General features: G+C 62.9%; 17 protein-coding genes. 8 read left to right on the top strand and 9 right to left on the bottom strand.

The window, feature by feature from the left end:
• Positions 1-48: 48 nt before the first annotated feature.
• Both LOY22_RS00405 and LOY22_RS00410 read left to right on the top strand, forming a co-directional pair.
• A complete protein-coding gene (locus LOY22_RS00405; RefSeq protein ID WP_045200653.1) occupies positions 49-825 on the top strand; it encodes an N-acetylmuramoyl-L-alanine amidase in 777 nt (258 codons plus the stop codon).
• 76 nt (positions 826-901) lie between these two features.
• Positions 902-2,521: an EAL domain-containing protein gene (locus LOY22_RS00410; protein ID WP_045200651.1), complete on the top strand. Its 1,620-nt coding sequence runs from the start codon at positions 902-904 to the stop codon at positions 2,519-2,521.
• Positions 2,522-2,533: 12 nt separating this feature from the next.
• Here LOY22_RS00410 and LOY22_RS00415 read toward each other — a convergent pair whose 3' ends face one another.
• Both LOY22_RS00415 and algB read right to left on the bottom strand, forming a co-directional pair.
• The gene (locus tag LOY22_RS00415; protein WP_093377587.1) at positions 2,534-4,321 is read right to left on the bottom strand and encodes a KinB sensor domain-containing domain; all 1,788 of its coding nucleotides are present in this window, start codon (positions 4,319-4,321) and stop codon (positions 2,534-2,536) included.
• Complete coding sequence (gene algB / locus LOY22_RS00420) at positions 4,318-5,664, bottom strand: sigma-54-dependent response regulator transcription factor AlgB (RefSeq protein ID WP_045200647.1); 1,347 nt, start codon at positions 5,662-5,664, stop codon at positions 4,318-4,320. Before algB ends, LOY22_RS00415 begins: the two co-directional genes overlap by 4 nt.
• A gap of 207 nt (positions 5,665-5,871) precedes the next feature.
• On the opposite strand from algB, the gene LOY22_RS00425 reads away from it, so the two are divergent.
• From LOY22_RS00425 to LOY22_RS00450, 6 genes are all read left to right on the top strand, one after another.
• A complete protein-coding gene (locus LOY22_RS00425) occupies positions 5,872-6,708 on the top strand; it encodes a BON domain-containing protein (protein ID WP_045200645.1) in 837 nt (278 codons plus the stop codon).
• Positions 6,709-6,881: 173 nt separating this feature from the next.
• Positions 6,882-7,166, top strand: coding sequence for a hypothetical protein (locus LOY22_RS00430; RefSeq protein WP_093377582.1), 285 nt, complete (start codon positions 6,882-6,884; stop codon positions 7,164-7,166).
• Between the two features lie 45 nt (positions 7,167-7,211).
• The gene (locus LOY22_RS00435) at positions 7,212-7,376 is read left to right on the top strand and encodes a DUF1328 domain-containing protein (protein WP_010222609.1); all 165 of its coding nucleotides are present in this window, start codon (positions 7,212-7,214) and stop codon (positions 7,374-7,376) included.
• Between the two features lie 2 nt (positions 7,377-7,378).
• Positions 7,379-7,849 (top strand): inhibitor of vertebrate lysozyme family protein, encoded by a 471-nt coding sequence (locus LOY22_RS00440; protein ID WP_045200641.1) that lies wholly within the window; start codon positions 7,379-7,381, stop codon positions 7,847-7,849.
• 748 nt (positions 7,850-8,597) lie between these two features.
• Entirely contained in the window at positions 8,598-9,929 is a 1,332-nt protein-coding gene (gene gltP, locus LOY22_RS00445; protein ID WP_195885386.1) for a glutamate/aspartate:proton symporter GltP, read from the top strand.
• A 136-nt stretch (positions 9,930-10,065) separates the two neighbouring features.
• Positions 10,066-11,295, top strand: coding sequence for a nucleoside recognition domain-containing protein (locus LOY22_RS00450; RefSeq protein WP_093377573.1), 1,230 nt, complete (start codon positions 10,066-10,068; stop codon positions 11,293-11,295).
• Here LOY22_RS00450 and LOY22_RS00455 read toward each other — a convergent pair.
• The 7 genes from LOY22_RS00455 to LOY22_RS00485 all read right to left on the bottom strand — a co-directional run bounded on the left by LOY22_RS00455 (position 11,277) and on the right by LOY22_RS00485 (position 18,985).
• On the bottom strand, positions 11,277-11,900 hold the full coding sequence (locus LOY22_RS00455; protein ID WP_093377568.1) for an ABC-type transport auxiliary lipoprotein family protein: 624 nt from the start codon (positions 11,898-11,900) through the stop codon (positions 11,277-11,279). The two genes, LOY22_RS00450 and LOY22_RS00455, sit on opposite strands and share 19 nt — an antisense overlap.
• On the bottom strand, positions 11,897-12,835 hold the full coding sequence (locus tag LOY22_RS00460; protein ID WP_045200632.1) for an MlaD family protein: 939 nt from the start codon (positions 12,833-12,835) through the stop codon (positions 11,897-11,899). Before LOY22_RS00460 ends, LOY22_RS00455 begins: the two co-directional genes overlap by 4 nt.
• Before the next feature lies 1 nt (position 12,836).
• Positions 12,837-13,631 (bottom strand): ABC transporter ATP-binding protein, encoded by a 795-nt coding sequence (locus LOY22_RS00465; RefSeq protein WP_258597853.1) that lies wholly within the window; start codon positions 13,629-13,631, stop codon positions 12,837-12,839.
• A 5-nt stretch (positions 13,632-13,636) separates the two neighbouring features.
• Positions 13,637-14,782 carry an ABC transporter permease gene (locus tag LOY22_RS00470; RefSeq protein ID WP_045200628.1) on the bottom strand — a complete coding sequence of 382 codons (1,146 nt, stop codon included), beginning with the start codon at positions 14,780-14,782 and terminating at the stop codon, positions 13,637-13,639.
• 38 nt (positions 14,783-14,820) lie between these two features.
• A complete protein-coding gene (locus LOY22_RS00475) occupies positions 14,821-15,840 on the bottom strand; it encodes a DUF5924 family protein (RefSeq protein WP_045200627.1) in 1,020 nt (339 codons plus the stop codon).
• A 72-nt stretch (positions 15,841-15,912) separates the two neighbouring features.
• Positions 15,913-17,289, bottom strand: a complete 1,377-nt coding sequence (locus tag LOY22_RS00480; protein WP_258595728.1) for a pitrilysin family protein — start codon at positions 17,287-17,289, stop codon at positions 15,913-15,915.
• A 37-nt stretch (positions 17,290-17,326) separates the two neighbouring features.
• Positions 17,327-18,985, bottom strand: a complete 1,659-nt coding sequence (locus tag LOY22_RS00485) for a Na/Pi cotransporter family protein (protein WP_093377559.1) — start codon at positions 18,983-18,985, stop codon at positions 17,327-17,329.
• Between the last annotated feature and the right edge of the window lie 214 nt (positions 18,986-19,199).

A 19,199-nucleotide genomic window follows, 5' to 3' on the forward strand; every position in this document is an offset into this window, starting at 1 on the left:
GATACGTTAAGCTTACGCTTTGCAGACTCTCATCACAGTGCCCTCTTCATGAAAGCGTTTTTCACCGCCCTCCTGCTGCTGACGCTGGCAGGTTGCACCAGCGGTTTGCGGATCGACCGCAGCCATACTTCGGTCAACCAGGACGAACGCATCCAGTTCGTCGTCCTGCATTACACCAATGCTTCGCTGGAGCGTTCGCTGAACTTGCTCACCCACGGCGAAGTCAGCAGCCACTACCTGATCGGCGACTCGCCGGCCACTGTTTACCAACTGGTGGACGAGAGCCGTCGTGCCTGGCACGCCGGTGACAGCCAGTGGGATGGCCGCACCTGGCTCAACTCCACCTCGATCGGCATCGAGATCGTCAACCCCGGCTATACCGACACGCCGACCGGGCGGGTCTGGCACCCCTACACCGAGGCGCAGGTCCAGGCGCTGATCGTCCTGCTCAAGGACATCGTCAAGCGCAACAACATCAAGCCGCGCTACATCATCGGCCACAGCGACATCGCCCCGCTGCGCAAGCTCGACCCGGGCCCGATGTTCCCCTGGAAGCGCCTGGCGGACGCAGGCCTTGGGGTCTGGCCGAATGCCCAGGCCGTGGCCCAGCAGCAGGCGTACTTCAGCGTCAATCCACCGAGCATCAGCTGGTATCAGCAGCAGTTGAAGCGCTTCGGCTACGCCATCGAGCAAACCGGCGAGAATGATGTCAGCACCAAGCACGTGCTGGCAGCCTTCCAGATGCGCTTTCGCCCGCAGCGTTTCGATGGCGTGCCGGATGCCCAGACGGCGGCCATGTTGCAGGTGCTCAACAGCCGTCGTTGAGCCCCCACCGCCCAACGGGCAGGCTGACTTGACTGGCAGTTGCTATACCTCTTGGTATTCAACTGGATAATTATTGATGTCAGCTGCCCTCTCGGTGTTGCGCCATTTGCTCTATCGTCCCTGGTTACTGGCCACACTCGCGGCTACGGCCAGCGCGATCCTGCTGCTCATGGCCAGCGTCGGTGTGGCCATGCACCAGATGCAGCAAAGCGAAATCGAGCAGATGAACGCCAAGGGCGAGCGCTTTCTGGTGCGCCTGGAGCAGATCTTCGGTCAGCTGCGCGAAGGCGTCGATCAACTGCAGTCGCAACCCGTGCGCGGGTGCGATGCCAGCATGCTGACGGCTTTGCAGCAGGTCGCCTTCAATTATCGTTTCGTCTACGAAGCCGCTTACGTCGATGGTAATGTTGCCTGTTCCAACCGGGTTGGCGAGCGCACCATCAACCCGCTGCGGCCTGCGGATATCCAGGGCCCGACCTATAGCTACTGGCTTAACACTACCACCGAGCCGGATGACAACCTGGCGGCGCTGATGCTGGGCCGGGGCAAGTTCCTGGTCGCCACCTCACGCGGGCACATCACCGACGTGGTTGACCTGCCGCCCGAAGGCAGCCTGCTGGTGGTGCTCGACAACGGCACACGGGCGGTACCGGTGCTGGGCCCGCCGCAGGTCTGGCCGCCGTCCGCCGATTGGCCGCCGGCCTCAAGTGGTTCGCTGCTGGAGCTCCCGGATCGGCTGATCTACCGCATGCCGACCAAGTCACCGGACTATCAACTGGTGCTGATCGCGCCCAGGGCCAGCATGCCGCTGAAGATGAACGGCATTCTCTGGCTGTTGTTCCCCGGTAGCCTGGTACTGGCCTGGTGCATTGGCTGGCTGGTGTTACAGCTGATTCGCCAACGTCGCTCGATGAGTTCGGAGCTGCAGGGCGCGCTGCGCCGGGGCGAATTGCAGGTGCTTTACCAGCCTATTTTCGAGCTCAACAGCCGCCGCTGTGTCGGAGCCGAAGCACTGGTGCGCTGGCGTCGCTCGGATGGCACGCTAACCAGCCCGGACCTGTTCATCCCGTTGGCGGAGAACACCGGGCAGATCCGCCAGATCACCGATTTCGTCCTGCAGCGGGTGCTCGAGCAACTCGGCCAGTTGCTGCGCGCCAACCGCCAGCTGTACATCTCGGTCAACCTTGCCGCTTGCGATGTGATGGTGCCGAGAATCGGCCGGGTGGCGGCACGCCTGCTGGCCATGCACCACGTGGCGGCCAGCCAGATTGCCTTCGAGGTTACCGAGCGTGGGTTGATCGATGTGGTGGTGGCCCGGGACAACCTGCAAGCCTTGCGCGCGGTCGGGCACCAGGTGTTGATCGATGATTTTGGTACTGGCTACTGCAGCCTGGCCTACCTGCAAACCTTGCCGGTCGACTGCCTGAAGATCGACAAGGCCTTTATCGATGCCCTGGGCCATGACGCAGCCAGCAGCGGCGTGGCCCCGCACATCATCCGCATGGCCCATGCCCTGCAGCTACGGGTGATTGCCGAAGGCATCGAGTACGAAGACCAGGCCCTGCTGCTCAATAGCGAAGGGGTCAATTATGGCCAGGGCTGGTTGTTCGCCCATCCGCTCAATGCACGCCAGTTCATCGAGCTGATCACCCGCGGCCGGCGGCTCGGGCCCCGGCGCATCGACGACGAAGCCTGAGCCGCAGGCGATTCAGACTGGCAAGGCCATATAGAACTGAGTGCCTTGCCCGGGCCGCGAGTACACACCCATGCGCCCGCCGTGCAACTGGACAATCTCCTTGCACAGCGCCAGGCCCAGGCCGGCACCGCCCTTTTTGCGCCCGACCTGGACGAAAGGTTCGAAGATTCTGCCCTGCTGGCCGTAGGCAATGCCCTCGCCGTTGTCTTCGATGCTGATAATCACCCGCTCGGCGTGGCGGCGTGCATGCAAGCGGATGCGCCCGGCGGTTGGCGTATGGCGCACGGCGTTGTCGAGCAGGTTGTCCATGACCCGGTCCAATTGCGCCGGATCGGCCTGGATACGCGGTAGCGGCGCAGTCAGCTCGACCTGCAGCTCGATCTGTTTGTCGTTGGCCGCGGCGGCAAAGCGTTCGCAGGCCCGGCCGAGCAGTTCGTCGATGGCGCAGGGGGTCAGTTCGAGTTTTTGCAGGCCGCTCTGGTAACGGGAGAAGTTCAGCAGGTCGTTGATCAGCTGGTTCAGGCGCTGCATTTCTTCGCCGATGGTGTCGGACAGGTCCGCTTCCCGCGAGCCGGGGGCAAACTTCAGGCGTTCGCGCAGCAGGCCGAAGGCCATGTGCATGCCGGTCACTGGCGTGCGCAGTTCATGAGACGCGCGCAGGACGAACTCGCTGCGTACCCGTTCGAAGGCACGTTGCTCGGTGACATCGTGCAGCACCATCACCGCGCCGAGGATTTGCCCTTGTGGGTGGCATACCGGCGTCAGGCTGTAGGAAAGCAGCCGGGTTTCTTCATCTATTTCCAGGCTGAGGTCGTCAGGCACGCGGTCGAGGGTGCCGCCGCGCAGTACCAGGCGCAGTTGCTCGTCCAGCTCCGGGCGTTGCAGGGCATCGCCAAGGCCTGTGCCCAGACGCGCATCTTCCCAGCCCAGTTGGCGCTGGGCGACCGGGTTGAGATGCTCCAGATGACCCTGGCGATCGATGATCAGCAGGCCGTCGTCGATACTGTCGAGCACCGCCTGCAAGCGCTGCTGGCCGGCCAGCACTTCGTCGATGTTGGTTGCCTGATGCTTGCGCAAAGCCTCGGCCATCAGGCCAAAGCGGCGGGTCAGCTGGTTCAGCTCCAGGGCGTGGGACACCGGCAGGGTGACCTCGAAGTTGCCTTGGCCGATCTGGTCGGCCGCCTTGGCCAATGCTTCGATCGGCTGGCCGACCCGGCGGGCGATACCATGGGCGGTGACAAAACCGAGAATCAATACTGTCAGGCCCACCAGGCCGAGCAAACCGCCAATCAGCAGGGCGCGGTCATGGGCTTTCTGCTCGCTTTCATTAATGTGCTGCAAGGCGCGCTTGTGCGATTCGACCAGGTCGCTGCGCAACAGGTTGAAGGCATGGCCCAGGGGCTGGTCGGCGCCCAGGCTTTTCGAGGTTTCAGCGCTGTTGCGGTAAGCCTGCAAAAAGGCCTGGTAGTCGAGGTTGGCCTTGGCAAAACCCTGGTCGCCCGGGCTTTCGTCGTCATGGTTGATGCCTTCGTCCAGTAGTTGCTGGAACTGGCGTTGCAAGGTTTCGAGGGCTGGCCTGTCCGGGGCGTCATCCAGCAGCAGGGTCAACTGCTCGCCCAGGTTCTGCCGCAGCTTCAGGCCCAGGTCGAGGGTTACCGAGTTTTCCCGCACCAGCGCCTGTTGCGCGCTGGCCATCTGCAGCACGCTGACCAGGCCCAGCAGCAAGCCGAACAGGGCGACGGTGATCAGCGCCGAAATGCTGAGGAAAAGCCGCGTGCGCAGCTTCATCGCCAGTTTCATAAGTTGTACTGCTTGCGCTTGCGGTACAGGGTCGAGGCGTCGATTCCAAGGGTCTTGGCGGCCTGGTCGAGGGTTTCGCTGGTGGCCAGCACCGCACCGATGTGGGCGCGTTCCAGCTCATCCAGGCTCAGCGCCGCGCCAATGCGCGGGGCATTGCTGGCCGGTTGTTCGGCCATGCCCAGGTGGCTGATCTCGACGCGCTCCTGGGCACAGATGATGCTCGCCCGCTCGACCACGTTGCGCAGTTCGCGGATGTTGCCCGGCCAGCGGTAGTTGAGCAGCGCGGCGCGGGCCTCCTCGCTGAAGGCGCGGGCCGGGCGCGAGTATTCCTTGACGAAGCGGGCAAGGAAGCGATCGGCCAGGGTGAGGATATCTTCACTGCGCTCGCGCAGGGGCGGCAGGTGCAGGGTGATGACGTTCAGGCGGTACAGCAGGTCTTCGCGAAAGCGCCCTTCGCGGACCATGTCCTCGAGGTTGAGGTTGGTCGCGGCCAGAATCCGCACATCGGCGCGGCGGGTCACCGGGTCGCCGACGCGCTCGTATTCTTTGTCCTGGATAAAACGCAGCAGCTTGGGCTGCAGGGTCAGCGGGAAATCGCCGATTTCATCGAGGAACAAGGTCCCGCCGTCAGCCTGGTTGACCCGCCCCAGGGTGCTTTCGCTGGCACCGGTAAAGGCCCCGCGGCTGTGGCCGAACAGCTCGCTTTCCATCAGCTCGGCAGTCAGCGACGGGCAGTTGATGGTCACGCAGGCTTTGCGCGCGCGTTTGCTCCAGCCGTGAATGGCGCGGGCCAGTTCGCCCTTACCGGTGCCGGACTCACCGAGAATGAGGATGTTGGCGTCGGTGGTGGCGACCTGGCGGGCGGTTTCCAGCACCACCATCATGGCCGGGCTGTGTGAGTCGAGGCCGTCCTTGGGCTTACGCACTTCGCCTTCCAGCGCTTCGAGGCGCGCCGACAGCTGACGGACTTCCAGTTGCTTGGCCGTGGCCAGGCGCAACTGGTCCGGGCTGCAGGGCTTGACCAGGTAATCGGCGGCGCCGGCCTGGATCGCATCCACCGCCGTGTCGACCGCCGAATGCGCGGTGACGATCACCACGCGCATCCATGGCGCCTGGATACGCATCTGCGCCAGAACATCCAGGCCGTTGTCTTCGCCCAGGCGCAGGTCGAGGAAACACAAGTCGAAGACTTGCCGTTGCAGCAGGGTTTCGGCCTGCGCCGCGCTGTTGGCGGTTGCAACGCTGTAGCCTTCATCTTCAAGACAGTAACGAAAGGTTCGCAGGATGGCGGACTCATCGTCGACCAGCAGAATACGGCCTTGATGTTCCTGGGCTGACTCCATTTCCTACGCTCCTTTGAGAATGATCTAGGTTAGTGTCGGAAAAATCGGGCAAGTTGCATGGTTCATTCTGATTCATTCCGTTGCCTGCATGGTAGCCGTTCGCCCAACACTTATCTAACTCACTGAAAAATCAGCGGTTGTTTATCCGAAAGGAACTGGCACGAGTACTGCGAAGACAAAAGACTCTGAGCCCTCGGAGGTTTTCTCATGTTCGCGCCCTATCCGTTGGCAGTCGCCACTGCCCTGTTCCTGCTGCTGCCGATGGCCAGCAGCGCCGCCGAATCACCGGCTTCCAGCGTGCAGCAGGCGCGCCAGGAAGGCGCCTTGCAAACCGCCCTGGCGCTCAACCGCTTGCTCAACCCATACAAGATCGAGGTCAGGGTCGAGGGCAGTACGGCGCATTTGCGCGGCGAGGTCGAAAACCAGGTCGAGCGCCAGCTGGCCGAAGCCGTTGCTCTGGCCACCCGCGGCATCGAAGCGGTGCAGAACGACCTCAAGGTCAATGCCGAACTGGTCGAGCAACCTTTGGAGCGGCGCGCCTATGCCCAGCGCCTGGAAGACGCGACCCTCGCCTCGATCATTCGCGCGCGTCTGCTGTGGAGCACCCACACCCAGGCAGCACCTATAGAAGTCGACAGCCGTGAGGGCGTGGTGACCCTGCGCGGCCAGGTCAGTAGCGCCGAAGCCAAAGAGCTGGCGGGGGTACTGGCCAGCTCCACCGAGGGCGTTTACCTGGTCAACAACCTCATCAGCCTGAGTGCGGCCGATCTGGCCAGGCAGCGTGAAGAGCGCCAGCAACAGGTGACCGAACCGCAGCTCAGCGACGCCTGGATCAATGCCAAGGTGCAGACCAGCTTCATGTACAGCCGCAACCTCGATGGCCCGAACATCAAAGTGGCGACCCAGGATGGCGTGGTGCGGTTGTCCGGCGAGGTGGTCAGCAGCGAACAGAAGACCATCGCCATCGAGGTCGCCCGGCAGATTCGCGGCGTGCGCGGGGTGGATGCCGACATGCTCAAGGTAGCAACCAAGGTGCAGGGCTGATCATGCAAAACGCACGAACGCTTGAGCCCGATCGTGCAGGATACGTTTTAGGCTGAACCGATGTATGTACATAAGTTGTTGATTTATAAGGATAAAAAATAGTTTCAAAGGCTGGCATGCAGGCTGCAATGACTACATCAAGTCAACAATAAAAGCAGCAGGAGGAGCACGGCATGAACCGCCAAACCGCCACCCTAGTGCAGGTTTCTTCGCTTCAGCTGCGCCAGGGTCTGTTTTTCAGCCTGGCGCTGCTGCTGACCCTGATTGCCGGCCAGCTCTACAACAGCTGGGAAACCGCGCGCAGTGCCGAGCAGCTGGCTGCCCAGGCCGCGCTGGTGGCGCAGGTTCAGGCACAACGCCCGGTAGCTGCGCTGCAGGCCAGGGTCGCACTGTCTACGCCGGTGACCACTCCTGCCGTTGTCGACACTGCTGCACCACGTGATCGCTGGGTGTTTTAACCGAGCACCCAAGGACCTCTTCCAAAAACGGTAAGGAGAATCACCATGTTGAGTTGGGCCATCACCTTCCTGATTATCGCCATTGTCGCTGCCGTGCTGGGCTTCGGTGGTATCGCCGGCGCCGCTACCGGTATCGCGAAGATTCTGTTCATTATCTTCCTGGTGCTGTTCGTGGTGTCCTTCTTCTTTGGTCGCCGCGGTAGGGGCTGAGTATGAGCACAACGCTAGGCAGAGCCCTGGTTGCCGCCCTGATCATGGGCGGCAGCGCAGCGGCAATGGCGGCCAATGACGGCCAGGTCCGGGCCAACCAGATTCTTGGCTCGGACCCCGAATACCGGGAAACCTGGCAGGACGTGGTCAAAAACGAAGAACGCTTGCCCGAATGGGTCCTCAACCTGAGTGGTACTTCCGAGCAACAGATGTCGGCGGTTGAGGAAGATGGCGACAAGTATCTGGTCGGACCGTTGTGCGAATCCGAGCAGAAGTGCCTGAACAAGCGTCTGATTGTCGCCTTCAGTTGGGACAAAGACGAAGCCTACGGAATGCTGGTAGAAGTGCCCGAAGGCCTGCCGTCCGACAAGTCGCCCACACGCCACGCCGACTACCGTTGGCTGGGCAAGCCGGACGAAGGCATGCAGGCCCTGCTCAAGGAGCAGCTCAAGCGTGATCCGAACTGGTACTGAGGTGTTGCTCACACTTCTGTACATATATAGAAGCTGAACCTTTTTTCATTTCAGGCTTCTATGCTGCGCCGCCCGAGGAAGGCAGGCGCATGACCAGGGGGCCGGGCTGCTCTGATTGTTTCAGGATCGGAGGGGCCTAGGGGTACAGGGAGTACCTCCGATGAGGGCCGGGTCAGGTGAAGCGGTAGCGGAAGTTGCGGGTCGGACAACTGCCTTCAGGCAGAGGTGTCCGACCGGACTTCCGTAGCGCTCTTTACGGCGATCGCTTTTTCCCCCGCAACAAATTCGTTTTTCCTACCGAAGCTGTCGACGCATATTTTTGCCCGACCGTACATCGATATTTTTTCGCCCCGCCGTCCTGGCAAAGTCGCTGCGATTTCACCCATTCGGATTGTCGAACAAAGCCCTTTGTCACTCGGGCGCATACCTCTATATCGGCCGGATTATGGCGCTTTGGCCATCGTCGGATTTCCGAACGGTAGGCGAATAACCCATTGTGACGTACGTTTTGGCCGATAAACCTCATGCCGATTCGGCATGGGGTAGTCGTTTACGGCATTAGACGGAGCCCCCCCACGTGGGAATAGTTGCGCCTTTTTTCGCTGGCCTGAGCGTTCCTACGCTCGCTTGCGGTGACCTTTTACGGTGCCATCGGTAGATAACAAGAAACGATACGGATTGCTGGCAACAGCTCTGGGTCGCGGTTATCAGCCTGGTGGCCGTTTCCACTTGAAGAAAAGGTAACGACATGAAGAAGGCAAAGCTAAGCCTCGCCTGGCAGATCCTCATCGGTCTGGTACTGGGGATTGCAATCGGCGCTTTACTGAACCATTTCAGTGCAGAAAAGGCATGGTGGATCAGTAACGTCCTGCAACCTGCCGGTGACATCTTCATTCGCCTGATCAAGATGATCGTCATCCCGATCGTGATTTCGTCGCTGATCGTGGGTATCGCCGGGGTTGGCGATGCGAAAAAACTCGGCAGTATCGGCCTCAAGACCATTATCTACTTCGAGGTGGTGACTACCATCGCCATCGTCGTCGGCCTGGTCCTGGCCAACCTGTTCCACCCGGGCGCCGGCATCGACATGAGTACCCTGGGTACCGTCGATATCTCCAAGTACCAGGCCACGGCGGCCGAGGTTCAGCATGAGCATGCGTTCATCGAAACCATCCTCAACCTGATCCCGTCGAACATCTTCGCAGCGCTGATGCGCGGTGAGATGCTGCCGATCATCTTCTTCTCGGTGCTGTTCGGCCTGGGCCTGTCGAGCCTGCAGGCAGACATCCGCGACCCGCTGGTGAAAACCTTCCAGGGCGTCTCCGAAGCCATGTTCAAGGTCACTCACATGATCATGAACTACGCGCCAATCGGTGTGTTCGCGCTGATCGCGGTGACCGTCGCCAACTTCGGCTTCGCCTCGCTGCTGCCGCTGGCCAAGCTGGTGCTGCTGGTGTACTTCGCCATCGCCTTCTTCGCCTTCATGGTCCTTGGCCTGATCGCCCGCCTGTTCGGCTTCTCGGTGATCAAGCTGATGCGCATCTTCAAGGACGAACTGGTCCTGGCCTACTCCACCGCCAGCTCCGAGACCGTGCTGCCGCGCGTGATCGAGAAGATGGAAGCCTACGGTGCGCCGAAAGCCATCTGCAGCTTCGTGGTACCGACCGGCTACTCGTTCAACCTTGACGGTTCGACCCTGTACCAGAGCATCGCGGCGATCTTCATCGCCCAGCTGTACGGCATCGACCTGTCGCTGAGCCAGCAGCTGCTGCTGGTGCTGACCCTGATGGTTACCTCCAAAGGCATCGCCGGTGTACCGGGCGTGTCCTTCGTGGTCCTGCTGGCCACCCTGGGCAGCGTCGGTATCCCGCTGGAAGGCCTGGCCTTCATCGCCGGTGTCGACCGCATCATGGACATGGCCCGTACTGCCCTGAACGTAATCGGCAACGCCCTCGCGGTTCTGGTTATCGCTCGTTGGGAAGGCATGTACGACGATGCCAAAGGCCAGCGCTACTGGAACTCGCTGCCGCACTGGCGCAGCAAGGAAGCCGTACCGGCTGGCAAAACTGCCAGCAAGTAAGCGCTAACCTGGCTGTACGAAAAGCCCCGACCTGGTCGGGGCTTTTTTGTTGGCTACATCGGGAGTAACTCGACGTTTATGGCGCGAAGCCAACCCGGCCCGCTATCATTTGCGCCATCTTTGGGGGGAACAACGGATGCTCAACGGCCTTTGGCTTGGTTTTTTCATTGTCGCGGCCATTTCGGCCATGGCCCAATGGCTGGTGGGCGGTAACGCCGGGATCTTCGCGGCAATGGTCGAAAGCATCTTTGCCATGGCCAAGCTTTCGGTCGAGGTCATGGTCCTGCTGTTCGGCACCCTGACCCTGTGGCTGGGCTTTTTGAAGATTGCCGAAAAAGCCGGCATCGTCGAATGGCTGGCCAAGGTCCTCGGCCCGCTGTTTGCCCGGTTGATGCCGGAAGTCCCGCCCGGCCACCCGGCCCTGGGCCTGATCACCCTCAACTTCGCCGCCAACGGCCTGGGCCTGGACAACGCCGCCACGCCCATCGGCCTCAAGGCCATGCGCGCGCTGCAGGAGCTCAACCCCAGCTCGACCACGGCCAGCAACGCGCAGATCCTCTTTCTGGTGCTCAACGCCTCGTCGCTGACCCTGCTGCCGGTGACCATCTTCATGTACCGCGCCCAGCAGGGGGCGATGGACCCGACCCTGGTGTTCCTGCCGATCCTGCTCGCCACCAGCGCCTCGACCCTGGTCGGCCTGCTGTCGGTGGCGGTAATGCAGCGCCTGCGCCTGTGGGACCCGGTGGTGCTGGCGTACCTGATTCCCGGTGCGTTGCTGCTGGGCGGTTTCATGGCGTTTCTCGGCACCCTGTCGGCTACCGCGCTGGCGGGGCTGTCGTCGATTCTCGGCAACCTGACCCTGTTCGGCCTGATCATCCTGTTTTTGGTGGTCGGCGCGCTGAAGCGGGTGAAGGTCTATGAAACCTTCGTGGAAGGCGCCAAGGAGGGCTTTGACGTCGCCAAAAGCCTGTTGCCCTACCTGGTTGCCATGCTCTGCGCCGTCGGCGTGCTGCGCGCCTCAGGGGCGCTGGAGCTGGCTCTGGATGGTATCCGTCATGCAGTCGCGTGGCTGGGCTGGGACACGCGCTTTGTCGAGGGCCTGCCCACCGCGCTGGTCAAGCCGTTCTCCGGCAGTGCGGCGCGAGCAATGCTGATCGAAACCATGCAGACCCACGGCGTCGACAGCTTCGCGGCCCTGGTGGCAGCGACCATCCAGGGCAGCACCGAAACCACTTTCTATGTGCTGGCGGTGTATTTCGGCGCCGTCGGCATCCAGCGCGCCCGCCATGCGGTGGGTTGTGCGCTGCTGGCCGAGCTGTCCGGGGTGATCGCGGCGATCTTCGTCTGCTACTGGTTCTTCGCCTGAAGCTGATCGGCCTGGTTTACCGTCCAGTCGACCAGTTGCTTCATCAACTGGTCGCTGGCTGAGCCGAAGCCGCTGACTACCGCGGCTACCTGCTTGTCGCTCAACGGCTGGCGTACTTCGAAGCGCTGGCTGGCAAGGATGCGCTGGCTACGGCCCTGCACCAGGCGGGCGTCGTAGCGGATCACCACAGCCAGGCCGTCGGCGCTGTACTCGCTCTGGAAGGCCTGCAGTTCGCCGGCAATTTCATAATCGCTTTGCAGGTTGCTGTCGTCGGCGCTCAGGCGCTGCACGCGGCCGTCACGCTGGAAGGCATCGAGCATGCGGTTGCGCAGCAGGGTCGGTGCCGGGTCGCTCCAGCGCGCGCCCTTGTAGCTGCTGATCAGGTTGCCCTGCGGCACCACGGCGATGCGCGGGCTGTTCAAGGCATCACTGGCGATTGGCTTATTGATCCGCAGCGACCACGGCGCGCTCTGTGTCAGCGAGCGGGTGCTTTGCGCCGAAGGCAGGCGATAAACATCGGCAGGCTCGGCCTGCGGCAGGATCGAGCAGGCGCTGCCCAGGCTCAGTGCAGTGGCCAGGGCCAGGTAGCGACAGGTACGGCTCATGGCTCGAACTCCTTGTTTTTGTCACGGCCCAGCAGGTAGCCGCTGGGGTTGGCTTCCAGGCGCTGGGAAATGCCCTTGAGCGAGGTCAGAGTGTCGCGCAGCTCGCGGATGGCCGGCGCCAGCTGGTTGAAGCCCTGGGCGCCGCCATCGATGGCTTCGCGGTTGTCATTGAGCAGCTTGTTGATGGTTTCGGTGCTTTGCGCCAGCGACTGCATGGCTTGTTCGGCACTGCCGAACATCTGCTTGCCCTGGCTGCTGAGCAGGCCATTGGCGTTGCGCATCAGTTCGCTGGTCTGTTCGAGCATGGCGCCAGCCTGCTTGCCGACCTGGGCCAGTTGCTGGATACCCTCGCGGATGTCACCACGCTGGTCGTTGAAGGCGCCGGTGGTCTGTTCAAGGTTGCTCAGGGTGTTGCTCAGGCGGGTGACGTTGTCTTCGGAGAACAGCTGGTTGGCGTTGTGCACCAGGGCGTTGATGTTGGTCATCAGGTCGCTGCTGTCGTCCAGCAGGCGGGCAATCGGCGACGGTGAGGCGACGATCACTGGCAACTTGCCGTCCTTGCCCTTGAGCTCCGGGCTTTGCGGCGTGCCGCCACTGAGCTGGATGAACGAGGTGCCGGTGATGCCGGTCAGGGTCAGCTTGGCCAGGGTGTCTTCCTTGACCGGCGTATCGGCGCTCAGGCGCACCTGGGCCAGGACCCGGCGCGGGTCGTTGGGGTCCAGGCGCAGGCTGGTGACGTCGCCAACCTTGATACCGCTGTACTGCACCGAGCTGCCCCGGGACAAACCGGACACGGCCTCGTTGAACACTACTTGGTAGTCCTTGAAGGTGCTGTCGACACTCGACTTGGTCAGCCACAGGCCGAACAGCATGGCGCCGGCCACCACCAGCACGGTGACCAGGCCGATCAGGACATGATGTGCACGGGTTTCCATCTCAGAGCTCCTTGGGCGCTGTAGCGGCCTGATACGCCGCGCGGCCACGCGGGCCATGAAAATAATCGTGAATCCAGGCTTCGTCGGTGTCTTCGACCTCGGCGATAGGCCCGGCCACCAGCACCTTCTTCTGCGACAGCACGGCGACGCGGTCGGTGATGGTGTAAAGGGTGTCCAGGTCGTGGGTGATCAGGAACACGCTCAAGCCCAGGGCGTCGCGCAGGGTCAGGATCAACTGGTCGAAGGCCGCTGCGCCAATCGGGTCGAGGCCGGCGGTGGGTTCGTCGAGGAACAGGATGTCCGGATCCAGCGCCAGCGCCCGGGCCAGGGCCGCGCGCTTGATCATGCCGCCGGACAGCGACGAGGGGTATTTGTCTGCCGCCGAAATCGGCAAGCCGGCCAGCGCCAGCTTGACCCCGGCCAGGTGCTCGGCATCGGCGCGGCTCAGGCCTGCGTGTTCGATCAGCGGCAAGGCGACGTTCTCGGTGACAGTCAGCGACGAGAACAACGCGCCCTTCTGGAACAGCACGCCGAAACGCCGCTCGACCAGCGAGCGTTGCTCGTCGCTGGCGCTGCTCAAGTCCTGGCCGTACACTCGCACCTGGCCTTCGTTGGGTCGGCGCAGGCCGACGATGCTGCGCAGCAACACCGACTTGCCGCTGCCCGAGCCACCGACCACGGCGAGGATCTCGCCGCGGTAAAGGTCCAGGTCGAGCTGCTCGTGCACGCTCTGGGTACCGAAGCGGTTGCAGATGCCGCGGGCCTCGATCACCGCTTCACGTGGCTTTGTGTGGATCTCGCTCACCAGCCCATCTCCATGAAGAACAGCGCCGCCACGGCATCTAGGACTATGACCACGAAGATCGACTGGACCACGCTGGAGGTGGTGTGGGCGCCGACCGATTCGGCGCTGCCACTGACCTTGAAGCCCTCAAGGCAGCCGATGGCGGCGATCAGGAAGGCGAAGAACGGGGCTTTGACCAGGCCGACCAGAAAGTGCTGCACGCCGATATCGCTTTGCAGCAGCGACAGGAACATCGCCGGCGAGATACCCAGTGACAGCGCGCAGACCACCGCGCCGCCGATAATGCCGCAGAGCATGGCGACAAAGGTCAGCAACGGCAGTGCGATCAGCAGTGCAAGCACCCGCGGCACCACCAGCAATTCAACCGGGTCGAGGCCCAGGGTGCGGATGGCGTCGATCTCTTCGTTGGCCTTCATCGAGCCAATTTGCGCGGTGAAGGCACTGGCGGTGCGCCCGGCCATCAGGATGGCGGTCAGCAGCACGCCGAATTCCCGCAGGAACGAGAATGCCACCAGATCGACGGTAAAGATGCTCGCGCCAAAGCTGGCCAGCACCGTGGCGCCAAGAAAGGCCACCACCGCCCCCACCAGAAAGGTCAGCAAGGCAACAATGGGCGCGGCGTCCAGGCCAGTCTGCTCGATATGCGCAACCACCGAGGTGACCCGCCAGCGCTTGGGCTGGAACAGGCGCAGGAACAGGGTTTGCAGGATCAGGCCGACGAAGCCGAGGATCTGCAGGGTGTCTTGCCACAGGGTGTCAACTGCGCGGCCGATGCGGGTGAGCAGCTGGATCAGTACCGAGCGCTCGGGTTGTTTTTCCGGGATGCAGAAGTCTTGCACCGAGCAATACACGGTCTTGAGCAGCGCCTGGCTGGCGGCGGGCAAGTGCGTGGCGGTTTCGGTCAGCCGCGCCAGGCGTTCGGCGCCCAGCAGCTCGACCAGCAACGCCGCACCGGCGGTGTCGAGCTTGCCGAGCTGGTCGAGGTCGACCTCGGTAGAGGCGTCGTACTGGCCGGCCAGGCTGTCGCTGCTGCGCTTGAGGCTGGTGTAGTTGGCCAGGGTCCAGTCACCGACGATCCGCAGCCGTGGCGGGCTGCTTGCAGTGTCCAGGGTGGCGCTGGCGTGTGTAGTCATAGGCTCCATGCAGTCCGACCAACGGTTCGCAGCCTCAGAGCATAGCGTTACTCGGCCGCGGGTGCTTGACCATCGTCAACCACCTTGAAGCGCAGTACACCGATGACCTGGCCGTCTTCGGTGAGCACCCGCACCTGCCAGCGCCCCACCGGGTTGCCGGGGAAGTTCTGCTTGTGGGTCCAGGCGCGGTAGCCTTCCTTGCGCCCGCCATGGATGTCCAGGGCAATGCGGTCAACCTCTTTGCCCTCGAATTGCCAGACGTGGTAAATCCGCTCGTTCAGCCCGCGTGGGGCGTTGATCGCGGTGAAGGCATAGAGGCCTGCGCGTATTTCACTGGCTTTGATCTGCTCCAGGCTCTTGCCCGGGGTGCGGTTCTCGACCTGGGTGCTGACTGCCACTTCGGTCATCCACAGGGTTGCCGGCGGCACCCAGGAACGCAGCATCCAGCCGCCGGCGCCGACGGCCAGGGTCATCACCACCAGCATGATCCCCCGGCGCCAGTGGCTGATCGGGAAGCTGCTGGCAAGGCTTGGGAACGACAGCAGCATGGCGATGCCCAGGGCCAGCTTGAAGCTCTGCGAGGTGGTCAGGTGGAGGATGATCGGCAGCGCGGTGAGCAACGCGGCAAACAGCGTCAGGGTATGCAGCGCCAGGTACAGCCAGCGCCGCGGCGCCAGCCACTTGTAGTACAGCGGGTCGATGATCGAGATCAGCCCGGCGGCGGCGAGAATGCCGGTGAACACCAGTTGGCCGCTGTTCCAGGTGGTGGTGACGAAGAAAAACGGCAGGACGAAGAACAGGCTTTCCTGGTGAATCATCTGCGTCGCGTAGCGCAGCAGTGGCTGGGGGATTTCGCGTTTGAAGACCTTGGCGAAAACCTTGGTGAAGGTGTTCTCGAGCATCAGCCAGATCCAGCTGATGAGCATGACGATGGCAATCCAGCTGGCCAGGCTTTCCTGGCGATCGACCAGGATGAAGCTGCCGACACCGGAGATGAAACCGCCGAGGGCGATGACCCCGGGGTAGCGCTTGATCAGCTCGATCAAGCGCTGGAGGTAAAGAGGCATGAAGGTGTTCGCAAGGTCAGGTAAAAACCTGCACAGGATACTCTGTAGGAGCGGGCTTGCCCCGCGATGATTTCAGCGCGAACGCCGCCGCCCCCAGATAAGCACCCCGGCCAACAACACCCCCACCGCCAGCGCCACCCAGCCATATAGCTCGTCGTAGCTGAGCAGAGGCTTCTCGATCCGCACATAGCCGGGCTCGGCCAGCAACTGCTGCAGGGCCTGGTTGGCATCTTCCAGGCTGATCCGGCGCAAGGCCCGCGCCGGATCGGCAAAGCGCCCTTCGTCAAAGTCGTTCAAGGCGCCCCAGTAGTAATCGGCCAGGGCGCTGTTGCCCTGGGTCGACCAGGCTTCGCGGTCGATGGCAGCCTGCTTGATGCGCTGGAAGGTCGCCGGGTCCAGGCCGTTTTTGCGCAGGCGCTCGAGCATGGCCGCCAGGGCTTGCTCGGCGGCATCGATATCGGCGCGGTCGAGGTCGGCGTTGAGTACCATCAGCCCGGTATCGCCGAAGCTCTCGCGTTGGCTGAACGGGCCGTAGGAAAACCCGTGCTTGAGCCGCAATTCGTCGTACAGCGCCCAATCCAGGTAGCGCTGCAGCAGGTCCCAGGTCTGGCTGTGGTCGTTGTTCAGCACCGGTTCGAGAAACAGCCAGTGCAGGCGGGCGCTGTCGCCCAGCCAGCCGCGAATCAACTCCCGGCGTGCCTCGGCTTTGTGGGTGACGCCGTCCAGTACCCGGCGCTCGCCTGGTTCGACCGCTGGCAGCTCGCCATAGGTGCGTTCCAGATAAGCCGGCAGCAGGCGGTCGAGGCCGCCAACCACGATCAGGGTCATGTTGTTGGCCGCGTACCAGTGCTGGCGCAGGTCGTTGACCTGCTCCAGGGTCATGTCCTCGATCGACGAACGTTCGGCGCATTTGAGCCCCAACTCCACGGCCAGCTGGTCGCTGGCGCGATGGCCGAGGTCCTGGCGATCGAGCCAGCGCTGCAGGTGCGAGTAATGGCCGCCGTCTTCGCGCTCGACGATGCGCTTGGACAGCTGCAGGGCTTTTTCATCGATCTGGGTGTCGTTGATCACCGCCAGCAGCAGGTCGAGCACTTTGCGCTGGTTGCGTGCCGGCGCCTCGATGACGAAGGTGGTATCGGCGCTGCTGGTATAGGCGTTCCACTCCCCGCCCAGGGCTTGCATGCGCTCTTCCAGGCCGCCCTCACCGCCCTCGTCGATACCGCTGAACAACAGGTGTTCGAGCAGGTGTGGCAGCTCCTGGCGCTCGCAGGGAAAATCATCGAAGCCAACGCCGACCACCAGGCGAATCGACACATGGTTGCGTTCGTAACCTGACTTGAGCACCACCTGCAGACCGTTGGGCAGCAGGTAGCCCTCGACCTGGGAGCGGTCGAGGGCAAAGCCGGGCGCGCAGCCCAGCAGCAGGCAAATGAACATCAGGCAACGCATGGCGAGCTTCCTTGCGGGAGTTCTTGGGGTGTCGCGATCACGGTGAATGAGCGTCGTCCGGCACGCTGTCGAGCAGCAGGCCGCCAGTATCGGCGCCGCCCAATACCACATAGGCACTGCTGCAGAACAAGGAGTTCAATCGTTTCATGTCGGCGATCAGCTCCAGGTGCAACGAACTGGTCTCGATACTTTGCACCACTTTACGTTGCAACCGGCTGACATGGGCATGGGCCAGGCGCCGCTCCTGGGCGCGGAAGCGGCGTTTTTCCCGCAGCAGCTGGCGGGCGCTTTCCGGGTCGGCGCTGAGAAACACCGACAGGCCCAGGCGCAGATTGGCCAGCAACTGGCTGTGCAGGCCGGTCAGTTCTTCCAGGCCCACCTCGGAAAACTCGCGGCGCTGCGAAGTCTTCTGCTGCTGGACCTTGCGCAGCATGCGCTCGATGAGGTCGGCAGCCAGCTTGAGGTTGATCGCCAGCTCAATGATCTCGGCCCAGCGCCGGCTGTCCTGCTCGCTGAGGTCTTCGCGGGGCATTTGCGCCAGGTACAGCTTGATGGCGTTGTACAGCGCCTCGACGTCCTCGCCCAGGCCGCGCATCTGCTGGGTCATGGCGGTCTGGGTACCGCGCAGCACGTTGAGCATGGCATCGAGCATGCTGTCGACCAGGTCGCCCATGCGCAGGGTTTCGCGCACCGCGTTGGCCAGGGCCAGGCTTGGCGTGGTCAGTGCGGTCGCGTCGAGGTGACGCGGACGGGCGCGGCCGTTGGCTTCTTCGCGCTCGGGCAGCAACCATCTGCACAGGCGGCCCATGGGCGTCACCGTCGGCAACAGGATCAGGCAGCGCAGGGTGTTGTAGAGCAGGTGAAAGCCGATCACCAGCTCCTGGGGGCTGAAACTCAGGCTGTCCATCCACGCCACCAGCGGATGCAGCACGGGAATGATCAGCACCAGGCCGATCAGCTTGTACAGCAAGCTGCCCAGTGCCACCTGGCGCCCGGCGGCGTTTTGCATGCTGGTGCTGAGAAAGGCCAGCAGGCCGCTGCCGATGTTGGCGCCAATGACCAGGCCGATGGCCACCGGCAGGCTGATCAGCTCGGCGCCGGCCAGGGTGGCGGTGAGCAGCACGGCGGCAAGGCTGGAGTAGGAAATCAATGCGAACAGGGCGCCGACCAGGGCATCGAGGAGGATATCGCCGGTCAGCGAGGCGAACAGTACCTTCACCCCCTGGGCATGGGTGATCGGCGCCGCCGCTTCGACGATCAGCTGCAGGGCGAGGATGATCAGGCCCAGGCCGATACCGACGCGGCCCAGTTGCCCGGCGCGGGTTTGCTTGCGGGAAAGAAAGAAGATTACCCCGAGAAAGATCAGCAGCGGCGACAGCCATGACAGGTCAAAGGTCAGCACCCGCGCCATCAGCGCGGTACCGACATCGGCGCCGAGCATGATCGCCAGCGCCGGGGTCAGGCCCATCAGGCTCTGGCCGACGAACGAGGTCACCAGCATCGCCGTGGCGTTGCTGCTTTGCACCATCGCCGTCACCAGGATGCCGGCGATAAACGCAAGCGGGCGCTTGGACATGTTCTGGCTCAGTACCCGGCGCAGGTTCGAGCCGTACACCCGCAGGATACCGGTACGCACGATGTGCGTGCCCCAGATCAGCAACGCCACGGCGGAAAGCAGATTGAGCAGGGTCAGCATTGAAAAGGCCCCCTGTTGTGCGCCCCAGCGGGGCAAATGGATGATGCCGTGAGCCTGTCCTGCTGCCAGGCGGTTTTTCCCAGTGCTCACTTAAGCTGTAGTCGGCCAATGGCCGTGGCGCCAGCATCGCATAGCCACGCCAGCCTTTGAAACAAAACTGTCATGACGCAAGATGAAAAAAGGGCCCTGCGCAGGGCCCTTTTCACCAGCACCG

The organism is Pseudomonas sp. B21-035 (genome assembly GCF_024748945.1).
GTDB lineage: Bacteria > Pseudomonadota > Gammaproteobacteria > Pseudomonadales > Pseudomonadaceae > Aquipseudomonas.

What these genes read in the sequence shown, in the direction of transcription:
- gltP (WP_195885386.1), top strand. Translation starts at nt 8,598, where the DNA reads ATGAAGAAGGCAAAGCTAAGCCTCGCCTGGCAGATCCTCATCGGTCTG.
- LOY22_RS00410 (WP_045200651.1), top strand. Translation starts at nt 902, where the DNA reads ATGTCAGCTGCCCTCTCGGTGTTGCGCCATTTGCTCTATCGTCCCTGG.
- LOY22_RS00480 (WP_258595728.1), bottom strand. Translation starts at nt 17,289, where the DNA reads ATGCGTTGCCTGATGTTCATTTGCCTGCTGCTGGGCTGCGCGCCCGGC.
- LOY22_RS00440 (WP_045200641.1), top strand. Translation starts at nt 7,379, where the DNA reads ATGAGCACAACGCTAGGCAGAGCCCTGGTTGCCGCCCTGATCATGGGC.
- LOY22_RS00415 (WP_093377587.1), bottom strand. Translation starts at nt 4,321, where the DNA reads ATGAAACTGGCGATGAAGCTGCGCACGCGGCTTTTCCTCAGCATTTCG.
- LOY22_RS00485 (WP_093377559.1), bottom strand. Translation starts at nt 18,985, where the DNA reads ATGCTGACCCTGCTCAATCTGCTTTCCGCCGTGGCGTTGCTGATCTGG.
- LOY22_RS00475 (WP_045200627.1), bottom strand. Translation starts at nt 15,840, where the DNA reads ATGCCTCTTTACCTCCAGCGCTTGATCGAGCTGATCAAGCGCTACCCC.
- LOY22_RS00470 (WP_045200628.1), bottom strand. Translation starts at nt 14,782, where the DNA reads ATGGAGCCTATGACTACACACGCCAGCGCCACCCTGGACACTGCAAGC.
- LOY22_RS00450 (WP_093377573.1), top strand. Translation starts at nt 10,066, where the DNA reads ATGCTCAACGGCCTTTGGCTTGGTTTTTTCATTGTCGCGGCCATTTCG.
- LOY22_RS00430 (WP_093377582.1), top strand. Translation starts at nt 6,882, where the DNA reads ATGAACCGCCAAACCGCCACCCTAGTGCAGGTTTCTTCGCTTCAGCTG.
- LOY22_RS00435 (WP_010222609.1), top strand. Translation starts at nt 7,212, where the DNA reads ATGTTGAGTTGGGCCATCACCTTCCTGATTATCGCCATTGTCGCTGCC.
- LOY22_RS00405 (WP_045200653.1), top strand. Translation starts at nt 49, where the DNA reads ATGAAAGCGTTTTTCACCGCCCTCCTGCTGCTGACGCTGGCAGGTTGC.
- algB (WP_045200647.1), bottom strand. Translation starts at nt 5,664, where the DNA reads ATGGAGTCAGCCCAGGAACATCAAGGCCGTATTCTGCTGGTCGACGAT.
- LOY22_RS00455 (WP_093377568.1), bottom strand. Translation starts at nt 11,900, where the DNA reads ATGAGCCGTACCTGTCGCTACCTGGCCCTGGCCACTGCACTGAGCCTG.
- LOY22_RS00425 (WP_045200645.1), top strand. Translation starts at nt 5,872, where the DNA reads ATGTTCGCGCCCTATCCGTTGGCAGTCGCCACTGCCCTGTTCCTGCTG.
- LOY22_RS00460 (WP_045200632.1), bottom strand. Translation starts at nt 12,835, where the DNA reads ATGGAAACCCGTGCACATCATGTCCTGATCGGCCTGGTCACCGTGCTG.